The sequence below is a fragment of the Desulfonatronovibrio magnus genome, from assembly GCF_000934755.1.
GTDB lineage: Bacteria > Desulfobacterota > Desulfovibrionia > Desulfovibrionales > Desulfonatronovibrionaceae > Desulfonatronovibrio > Desulfonatronovibrio magnus.
Window position 1 is genome coordinate 1 of sequence record NZ_JYNP01000104.1, and the last position, 9,362, is coordinate 9,362.

A 9,362-nucleotide genomic window follows, 5' to 3' on the forward strand; every position below is an offset into this window, starting at 1 on the left:
TAAATAAGAACCTGTCCCCCATTTCTTCCTCTGTCCCCTGACTCCTGACTCCTGGCTTTCTGACCCCCGTCCCCTGACTCCTGATACCTTCTTCAATGGGCGGGGTATGCGGGGTACGTTAAAACTCAAAACGTAAAGAAAAAACAGGCGGGGTGGGGCTGGATATTGCGGGATACTGGCAACATAACCAAACTGGCAACATAATGTCCCTTTGATTTATTGGATCTATAGAACCAAAATTTTTTCTTCGTTGACAACCAGACCAGACCAGACTACCTAATTTGTAGAAACATGCACTCATGGGAGGCATTATGCAAATAACCAATATCTCAGAGGCCAAAGCCACTCTGTCCCGTCTGATAAAAATGGTACAGGAGACCAACGAACCTGTGATCATCGGCAAGGCAGGAGAGCCTGTTGCCGTACTTTCTGCTTTTAAAAAACAGAACACACCGCGAAAACTCGGGGGGAGCTGGGAAGGCAGAGTTGAGTGTGAAGCCGATTTTGAAGAAGCGGACAAAGAGATTGTCGAAAGCTTTTACAACTCTAAGCTTTTCCCGGACAGACCATGAATTTCCTTTTAGATACACATGTGCTGATCTGGGCTCTTGAAAACAATCCCACCCTGTCGGATAAGGCTAGAAGCAGCATCATCTCCGGAGAAAACATGGTCTTTGTCAGCTCGGTTTCAGTATGGGAAATAGGGATTAAAAGGAGTCTCGGAAAACTGAGTACTCCTGACAACTTACTGGAAGAGCTCAAGTTACACCGATTTACTTCTCTTAACATAACACATGAACATGCAGATATTGCAGGAAGACTGCCCCTTCTTCATAAAGATCCTTTTGATCGAATGCTGGTAGCCCAGGCAATAGTCGAAAATCTATCAGTGATAACACGAGATGAGCAGATTTCCATGTACTCTGTCAAAGTAGTACAGGCCTGAACAGCTTGAAAACCGAAGCTGTATATTATTTAGGCATTGGTATAAGAAAACCTGCTCTTTTGGAAAGAGCATCTTAAAATAGCCGTTCTGATATCAGAATGACTGCTCTAAAGCCAAAAATAAGGCCTTTCTGGGATATTTTCTTTAACTATTCAATGACTTGACCAGGTCCGACCCCGGATTCGATGCGCCCGGATTCGATGCGGATTCGACTTGATTTGCGTGTGGTGGACATAAAATAAAAAAAGCTCACCAGCTATAGAGCCAGTGGGCATAGTGATTAAAATTTAAGCTGCAAATCGCCTTACTTCCAGCTCAATCCCTGAATCCACTGAGTCTATCAAAGAATCAAGATTTTCCATTACTGGATCATGAATTAAGAACTCACCGCATGAATTGCACTGCTCAACTGGAATGTCTTTTATAACAACAATCCTGTGCTGGTCTGTCAATGATCGCCCAAAACGGCCACCCATGATCGGTCTAATGAGGCCACCAAGGCCGTGTTTATTTCCAGGAATACGACTTCATTCCACGGTCCAAACTTATGGAAACGCCAGGCAGATGCCAGTATAGCCCTCTCCATCATGTGCTTCGGCATAGGCAATGTCAGCCAGATAAACATAATTGATCAGATGAATGGAGCCAAGTTCCCAGCATTCCCAAAGCCCAGGAGATTGACCTCTATGGACAGGACCTGCCCTTGGGATTGTTTTCTGGTTACTTGAAAACTGCTCCGGGTGCGAAAATCAGGCGATAGGCTGCCGGTAAAATGATCAGAGTAAGGGCTGTGGAGGCCAGCAGTCCGGAAATCATGGCTGATGCCAAGGGTGGCCAGAGGGTGGAAGAGCTGACTGCCAGGGGCAGCAGTCCTGCCACGGTAGTGCCTGTGGTTAGTAGAATGGGCCTGATTCTTCGAGCCACGGCATCCCTGACTGCGGTACCAACGTCAGCGCCTTTACGGCGTTCCTGCTCGATGAGCTCCAACAGCACTATGGCGTTGTTCACCACCACCCCGGCCAGGGCAAATACACCCAGCAGGGACATGAAGCCAAAGGGCTGATTGTTGAGCAGCAGCCCGGGCACAATGCCCACGGCTGCCAGGGGCACGGTCATCAGAACCAGGGCAACGCGCTTGAAGGAGTTGAATTCAGCCAGCAGTACGCCAAACAGCATTAAAAAACCAATGGGCAATACTGTCATCAGGGCCATGTTCGCCTCCCCAGCCCCTTCCAACTCTCCACCAAAAGCTATTTCCACGCCTGGGGGCAATTCCAGTTCGCTGAGCCCTGGCTGCAATGCCTTAAGAACCTGGCTGTAGCTCACCCCGTGGGAAAGCTGAGAGGAGACTGTTACCACTCTTTTACCGTTACGATGGTTAATGGCTGCAGCAACCCAGTCAAGCTCCTGCCTGGCCAGGCTCTCCATGGGTATCAGGGTTCCCTGAGCTGTACGCAGGTCAATGGCTGCCAGGGCAGTGGCATCAAGATGTTCTCCCTGGGTGCTCCGAATAAAAACCGGCACTGGATCGTCTTTCAAGTAAATTTCACCTATTTCCAGCCCCCGGGTTCTCCCCAGAAGTGCTTGCGAAACATCTTCGCGGCTCAGCCCATGGCGACCGGCTGCTGCATCATCTATATGCAGCCGGATGGTCGGAGAACCTGGACTCATATCGTGACGAACGTCCCTGGTTCCCTCTACACTGCTCAAAAGTTCGGTCACTGCCGAAGCAGTCCTGTGCAGATCCTGGAAGTCATGGCCGAACAGCCTGATTTCCACTGGAGCCTGGATTGGCGGGCCCTGCTCCAGCTTTCTTATGATAACCTCCACTCCGGGCAAAAGGTCTGGGATCACAGAAGAAACGTGGTCCACAAGGGGAGCTACATCACTTATATGTCTGGTTTCTACGATGAGCTGGGCAAAATGCGGGCTGTAGGGCGTAAGGATGATGGTATAATAGAAAAGGGGCGCACCGCGGCCAATAAAGCTGGATACTTTATCTACTGATTCCTGCTCTAACAGGACGTTTTCCATGACCCTTGAAGCCCGCTCTGTGGCCGTAAGGTGGGAGCCTTCCTGCAGCTTCAGATCAACAACAAACTGGTTGCGGTCCGCAGATGGGAAAAATTGCTGTTCCACCCGCATACCAAGCATTAGCACAATGCCTATGAGAAGCAAGGCCATGAGCACAACGAATTTGGAATGGCGCAGGGCAAAATCAGCCAGGCAGTAACCAATGCTGACAAGATAAGATTTTCTTCGAACAGGGGATGGTTTAAGGACCATTCGGCACAGCACAGGGGTAACCAGCATAGCGTAACAGAAACTAACTGCCAGGCAGGTCATGATGATCACAGGAATGGTCCGGGTAAAATCAGCAGTAACCCCCTGGGAAATATACATGGGGACGAACGCTGCCAGGGTTGTGGCCGTAGCTCCAAGAAGCGGTATTGCCAGCTCTCGAACCGCGCCCAGCGAAGCGTCCGTACCTGATGCGCCCTGGTCCAGACGGTATTGAACATTTTCGGCCATGACAATGGCGTTATCTACCAGCATGCCCAGGGCCATGATAAAAGCAGCAATGGAAATCTGGTGCAGAATGCCTCCGCCCCAGGCAAAAAGGGTCAAAGAAGAGAGGATCGCCAGAGGAATGACCGCAGTCACCACTAAACCCATACGCGGCCCCATGGTCAAGATCAGTATTCCGGATACGATCATCATGGCACTGAGCAGGGAAAGGTTGAGGTCTGACAGCCGCTTGGCAGTATGATCCGGCTGAAAAGAGACTTCCTGGAGCTGCAGCGGCAAAATTTCCTGACGGGCCGACTCTATAGCTGAGCGCACTTCTTTTCCAAAAGTGACTATATTTGAATTTTTCTTGGGTGTTACAGACACGCCCACGGCTGTTTCACCGTTAAAGCGCATCCGTGACGTGCCTGGTTCTAGAACTCCGTGACGTACACTGGCCAGATCCTGAAGCAGAATGGTTGCCCCTGAAGGTAAAACTACCGGAGTCAAAGCAATCTCTGAAACGGATTTAAACTCGGAAAGAGGACGCAGTCGTACGTTCATGCCGGCCAGCTCAATGGAGCCTCCAGGGATGATTCGATTGCGGGCGGTCAGTTGCGCGGCCAGTTCATCAGGGCTGATCCCGATTCGCTTAGCAGTAGGATCATCCATGTGGATGGTCACCTGTTCTCCAGGGTCTGCCACCAGATTGACCTTGGAGACCCCGGGAAGATGAGAAAGGTGATCCTTGACGCGCAGGGCTGCATTACGCAGCTTTAACAGATCAGCTGAACCAGTCACTGCCAGAACCACCGCGTCCGGCTCCTGGATATTTCTGTTCAGAGTCGGGGCTTCAGCACCAGATGGGAATTTGGCTTTGGCCCTTTCCAGAGCCCTGCGCACATCGTCCCAGGTCTGATCGAAATTTCGGATGCGCCCACCCAGTTCCACTTCAAGCACTATCATCTCATCAAAGGCCGTGGATATGATGATCTTGACCTCATCCACCTCGATCAACGCGTCTTCAATGGGCTTGAGCACTAAGTGCTCCATGGTCAAGGCATCCGCGCCCGGAAACGATACAGTCACCAGCCCCCAGTAGTCCGGCACGAGAGGGTCTTCCTGACGGACCATGGTCATCCAGAGCAGGGCCCCGGTCAGGGACAGCACCAGAGCCATGGTTAAAAACAATCGCCCCCGATCCAGCAGAGCCTGTGCCATGTTCACGGCGCCACATCCACGGACTGGCCATGTGTGAGGGCGGTATGGCCGTGAACGACCACCAGGTCCGCCTTGGAAATGTCGCCGGTTACCAGAACCTTATTTGCGCTGAATCCTTCAAGCTCAACAGGCACCTCGCGTACTTGCCCATTGTTCAGGATGAAAATACTTGGCCGGGAACCTCCCGGATTGATTACCGATGACAAAGGGACCTCAAAGGCAGGGCTGGACTCAGCATTTATGACCAGCTCCGCAGTCATACCAGGGACAACACCGGATGCTGGATCCAGCTCCACTACTACAGGAAAAAGTCGTCCCGCCCCACCTGCAGCCCGAGACAGATGGGATATTCTTCCCTTGACCTGGACATTTGCGGCAAAGGGCAAAATTGCATTGACTTTCTGCCCTGGCTCCAGTCTGGTGATGATGCTTTCAGGAACCTCCACCTCTATCTTCACTAATTTATCATCCTGCAGTTCTATAATTGCTCGCCCAGGATCAGCCCATTCACCGGAATCAAGGTAAACCGCAGTCACGATGCCGGAAAAAGGCGCACGCAATAATGATTCATCCCTGCGTCTCAATGCTTCAGTTAGATGGGCCTTAGCTCCGTCCAGAGATGCCTGGAGCTGTTCCAGTAAAGCCGTTGCCTGCTCAGCCTGTCTGGCTTCTACCACATCATCTGAACTCAAGCGCAAAAAACGCTGGTGATCTCGCTTAGCCTGATTTAATTGCACAGTAAGCTCGGCAACTGCAGCTTGGGCCTGGTGAACTGCATTGTCAAATTCTTCAAATGCAAGACGCGCTAAAGGCTGATGTGCCTGAACCCGGTCGCCCACTTGCACTGGTCTGGAAATGATTTTTCCAGGGACGGTAAAGGACAGCAGGGCTTGCCTGTACGGCTGGGTGATGGCTGTGAAGCGTGACTCACGGTTCATGCTTGCGGCAACCACGGGCTCTACATGAACCTTTCCAGTTTTTTTGGGTTCCGCAGACATAGGAGCAGGTTCCGGCCAGAAGGTCAGGAGCATGGCGCCAGCCATCAATGCCAGTCCGAGAAGAACAGAGCAAATCATACCAAGTCGCATGGGCTTTTCTCCGGAATGTTTAATCGAGAACAGATGTTCATTTTCTAAAATGATGTCTATAATGCTTACCCTGCATAAAGTATAGCTTTTTGCTTGCTGTTGTCCTCATAAAGCAGTAAAAAAGATGTCTTAGGAAACATTCAGTATTTTTTGACCTTTCAGCATCAATCCACAGGAATACCATGCAGCACTTTGATGTCGTCTCAATTACCTTTCCTTCCAAACCGGGACTGATACCTGTTTTCGGGGTAGCTATCCGGGAATATGCCCTGCTGGCCGGGCTTTCTCCAAAAGATGCCCAGCGTCTTTGCCTTGCTTTTGAAGAAGCCTCTTCCTACGCCATTTCCCTGGGTTTCGGGCGAGAGGACGACTTGTTGCGACTCGAGTTATACCGCACCACCATAGGCATTGAGATGGTGTTGCGCTCCAAGGGCCTGCCCTTGGATGACGAGGCATTGCCTGCCTTTGATCCGCAACGGTTTGCTGACGTCGAAGACGCCACAGGACTGCACTCGTTTCTTGCCCGGCAAATGGTTGACAAGGTCACTTTTTCTTTGCTGGGGGTGGAGAGCGCGAGATCCGCCTTGTAAAGTATTGGGAAGCTCAGGGAAGTGAACAAGAAGAGGTAAAGGAAAAAAGATCACTCTTGCGAAAGCCTTCCAGCGGTCCTTCCAGACGACGGACACTGACCAGCCACACAGTTCGCCTGGGCAAACCAGAAGATGCTGAAGATATTGCCCGGCTGGTTTTGCGGGCACATGGTGCTGTTTTCTTCAATGAAGCCATCTATTATCCAGCCCGGGTTCGCGAGATGCTCGAGCAGGGGGAGATGGTTTCTGTGGTGGCTGAAACAGCAAGTGGAGAACTTATGGGACATTGCGCCCTGGTGGCAGACACACCGGGAGCGCGCGTCAGGGAGCTGACCTATACCTTTCTGGATACCAGGTTCAAGAGCCCAGGCGTGAACGAGGAAGTATCCACATTTCTAAGCGAAAGAGCCAAAGCGCTTGATCTTTGCGCAATATACGCCCTGGCAGTGACGAATCATATCCATTCCCAGCGTAACCTTCTGCATCAAGGATTTAAGGAAAGCGCACTTTTTATAGCTGCAAGTCCTGTATCTAAGAGTTGGCAAGAAAAGGACGGGCATAATCCGGGGCGTATAGCCAACATCGTGTTTCTCAAATATTTGCACGCAGGCCCGGAAGCCCTTCTCCACGTCCCTGACAGGCACGGATCCATGGTCAGGCAAATATTTCAACTTCATGGGAAAAAATGTCGTTTTTTCCATGATTCAGTACTCACTTTGCCTGAAGACCCAGCGCACATTCATTCAGAATCCGACCTCAAGGAAGGGTGGACGTGGATCTGTGTTGCCAGGTACGGATATGACATCCAGAAACAGGTGAGTGATCAGCTGGCATTATCTTGCGGCCAGGGAATTCCGGTGACGCACCTTTCTCTTCCCCTGACTGACCCGGTTACCTCTGCGATAGCTGATTTCTTTGAAAAGATGGGATTCTTTTTTGCCGGAGTCGGTCTGGATGATAATGGTAAGGAAGTTCTCATTCTTCAGTACCTGCATGGAGTGGACCCTGACTTTGACTCGATTCACCTTGCCTCGTCCTTTGGCCGCGAGCTTGCAGAGTATGTTCGCTCAATTTATCCAGGCACATAATCAGAACCGCATCCTTGATCAGGATCAGCACCATTGAGAAAGCAAACAGGACAAAGAGTGTCAGCGCACTGATTTCTTAGAAAGAGATATGCTCACAAAACTGTTTTCAATCTTTTCTTCCAAAGATTTGCGCATGTTTTCAATAACATCGTGAATTTCACCCACTTTTCGGTCAGGATCAAACTCAAGAAAAATCTCAATAAAAACACTTGACCCTGTTCTTCGCGAACGGACACCGTGGAGCTGGGCATAATCATGATAAAATTTTACCAGTTCTTTGGTGATGAGCATCTGGTACTTTTCTTCCAGAGTTCTGTCTAAGAGATCAAAAAGAGATGTTTTAATCAGCCCGTAAAAGGAATAAATGATAACTCCGCCCAGTGCGAGGGATATAAGCGGATCGATATAGAGCGACCATGAGTATTCCCGCAGAAAAATCATGGCCAGCAGGCTTATGAGTATCCCGCCCGCAATGACTGTGTCAGACATTGGAACACGCCATTGAACGTCTGTAACCGGAGAAGGGATCCTTTTGTATATCCGATAGTTGCGAATCCAGAGATAGGTGCTTGCAATCATGGATGCCAGCATGACTAAGGCACCCATGGCCAGGTGGGTGGGATCAAGGGCAACGGGAGACAAAATCCTCCCTATGGACGTGTAGAGGATATAGCCAATGGAAAGCACAACAAACCATCCGCCGATCACGCCAATGAGATTTTCAATTTTTCCTGCGCCGTAGTCAAAGTTGTTGCCCATCCCTTTTCTCATTTTGTAAAGAATGAATAAAAGCATGACATTGGCGATAAAGACATTCAAATCACCGAGGAGATCCGCATACAATGTCATGGAATTGGCAAGAACTGCTACAACTACGGATGGGGCAAGAAAGGCCAGGTCCATGATGACTGTAATCAGGGCGGTTCGTTCCTTGGTAGCCGCGTCCTGGGCGTTGCTTGACTGATTCATGGGTTTAGTGGATTAACACAGGCTTTGTTCAAGAATTTCACTTTTAATGGATTCCAGACTTGTGGTTATAACAGCTTCTTTTTTTGGGTACTATATCAGTAATCGGATTTCTCTTAATCTACAGATTAAATTCCTAACCAGTGCCTGGAAAAACGTCAATATCCAGCGTGCCAAGCCTCAATCAAAGTAATCAAAAAAACTTGTAACTGTTCATTACAGTTCTTTCACTGGACAAAGCCCATGTCCTGGCAGAGGATGCCAACATAGTGAACAGTTACAAAAACTTTTCCACGTTGCACACATCGAGTCAAGCGCTAAATGTAAACATGTTTATCCCCTGTCCAGGATCTCTAACCAGTACCTGGCCCGACTGCGCAGTTCGGGATCATTTTCTGCCTGGCGGAACGCTTCTCTGGCGCTGTCTAAGCGTCCCTGATGATATTGGAAGATTCCCAGCAGAAACAGGGCATCCCGGCGTGCTTTCGTGCACTGAGACTCAGTGGCGAGACGCAAATGCTCGCTGGCTTCATCCCAGTCTTCTATCTGCATGAAAAGTCTGCCCAGGCGCAGCCTGCACTGGCAATTATTTTGACGCGTTAACTTTTCCTGGCCATTCTTTGGGGTTGGACCTAACCATCATCCTTAAATATCAGGAAAAATTTCCCAAATTAGCCTGTTTTCAAAGCTTAGAAGCCCCCCCAATGAAATTCGCTACACTGAGACTTCGTCTATTTCATGGGGTAAACATTTTACCATCAAAAACATCATTGTAAGCAGATACAGGTTCTTTCAGTGCGTACATCCCTGACTTGCCTACTTCGTGGACCCAGCGGCCGCAAGCTCTGCCGCCAAGCATTTCCTTGACCTTTTCGACAAAATCTTTGCAGCCCACTGCAACACCTTCAGTCCAGTCGGCTTGCCTTGGAGTTCTCTCATCCAATGCTGTCTGAAC

The 9,362-nt window shown here is 49.8% G+C and carries 9 protein-coding genes and 1 pseudogene; 4 read left to right on the plus strand and 6 right to left on the minus strand.

Annotated elements, in window-relative coordinates; translation table 11 throughout:
• Positions 1-311: 311 nt before the first annotated feature.
• Positions 312-572, plus strand: coding sequence for a type II toxin-antitoxin system Phd/YefM family antitoxin (locus tag LZ23_RS10405; protein WP_045213946.1), 261 nt, complete (start codon positions 312-314; stop codon positions 570-572).
• Positions 569-946: a type II toxin-antitoxin system VapC family toxin gene (locus LZ23_RS10410; RefSeq protein ID WP_045213948.1), complete on the plus strand. Its 378-nt coding sequence runs from the start codon at positions 569-571 to the stop codon at positions 944-946. The genes LZ23_RS10405 and LZ23_RS10410 overlap by 4 nt, the downstream gene beginning before the upstream one ends.
• 287 nt (positions 947-1,233) lie before the next feature.
• Here LZ23_RS10410 and LZ23_RS10415 read toward each other — a convergent pair whose 3' ends face one another.
• The 3 genes from LZ23_RS10415 to LZ23_RS10430 form a co-directional block, all read right to left on the minus strand.
• A complete protein-coding gene (locus tag LZ23_RS10415) occupies positions 1,234-1,422 on the minus strand; it encodes a YgiT-type zinc finger protein (protein WP_045213950.1) in 189 nt (62 codons plus the stop codon).
• Positions 1,423-1,666: 244 nt separating this feature from the next.
• Positions 1,667-4,675, minus strand: coding sequence for an efflux RND transporter permease subunit (locus LZ23_RS10425; RefSeq protein ID WP_045213954.1), 3,009 nt, complete (start codon positions 4,673-4,675; stop codon positions 1,667-1,669).
• A 2-nt stretch (positions 4,676-4,677) separates the two neighbouring features.
• Positions 4,678-5,763 (minus strand): efflux RND transporter periplasmic adaptor subunit, encoded by a 1,086-nt coding sequence (locus LZ23_RS10430; protein WP_045213956.1) that lies wholly within the window; start codon positions 5,761-5,763, stop codon positions 4,678-4,680.
• 182 nt (positions 5,764-5,945) lie between these two features.
• Between LZ23_RS10430 and LZ23_RS10435 the strand changes: the two genes are divergently transcribed.
• Positions 5,946-6,353 (plus strand): ATP-binding protein, encoded by a 408-nt coding sequence (locus tag LZ23_RS10435; RefSeq protein ID WP_045213958.1) that lies wholly within the window; start codon positions 5,946-5,948, stop codon positions 6,351-6,353.
• Positions 6,354-6,409: 56 nt separating this feature from the next.
• A complete protein-coding gene (locus LZ23_RS10440) occupies positions 6,410-7,441 on the plus strand; it encodes a GNAT family N-acetyltransferase (RefSeq protein WP_045213959.1) in 1,032 nt (343 codons plus the stop codon).
• A gap of 60 nt (positions 7,442-7,501) precedes the next feature.
• On the opposite strand, the gene LZ23_RS10445 is transcribed toward LZ23_RS10440, so the two are convergent.
• The 3 genes and pseudogenes from LZ23_RS10445 to LZ23_RS24620 form a co-directional block, all read right to left on the minus strand.
• Positions 7,502-8,410, minus strand: a complete 909-nt coding sequence (locus tag LZ23_RS10445) for a cation diffusion facilitator family transporter (protein WP_045213960.1) — start codon at positions 8,408-8,410, stop codon at positions 7,502-7,504.
• 330 nt (positions 8,411-8,740) lie between these two features.
• Complete coding sequence (locus LZ23_RS10450; RefSeq protein ID WP_332308277.1) at positions 8,741-8,980, minus strand: tetratricopeptide repeat protein; 240 nt, start codon at positions 8,978-8,980, stop codon at positions 8,741-8,743.
• Between the two features lie 163 nt (positions 8,981-9,143).
• Positions 9,144-9,362 (minus strand): annotated as a pseudogene (locus LZ23_RS24620) (transposase); the annotation flags it as partial.

Coding starts and splice junctions, on each gene's coding strand:
- LZ23_RS10405 (WP_045213946.1), top strand. CDS start 312: ATGCAAATAACCAATATCTCAGAGGCCAAAGCCACTCTGTCCCGTCTG.
- LZ23_RS10410 (WP_045213948.1), top strand. CDS start 569: ATGAATTTCCTTTTAGATACACATGTGCTGATCTGGGCTCTTGAAAAC.
- LZ23_RS10415 (WP_045213950.1), bottom strand. CDS start 1,422: ATGGGTGGCCGTTTTGGGCGATCATTGACAGACCAGCACAGGATTGTT.
- LZ23_RS10425 (WP_045213954.1), bottom strand. CDS start 4,675: ATGGCACAGGCTCTGCTGGATCGGGGGCGATTGTTTTTAACCATGGCT.
- LZ23_RS10430 (WP_045213956.1), bottom strand. CDS start 5,763: ATGCGACTTGGTATGATTTGCTCTGTTCTTCTCGGACTGGCATTGATG.
- LZ23_RS10435 (WP_045213958.1), top strand. CDS start 5,946: ATGCAGCACTTTGATGTCGTCTCAATTACCTTTCCTTCCAAACCGGGA.
- LZ23_RS10445 (WP_045213960.1), bottom strand. CDS start 8,410: ATGAATCAGTCAAGCAACGCCCAGGACGCGGCTACCAAGGAACGAACC.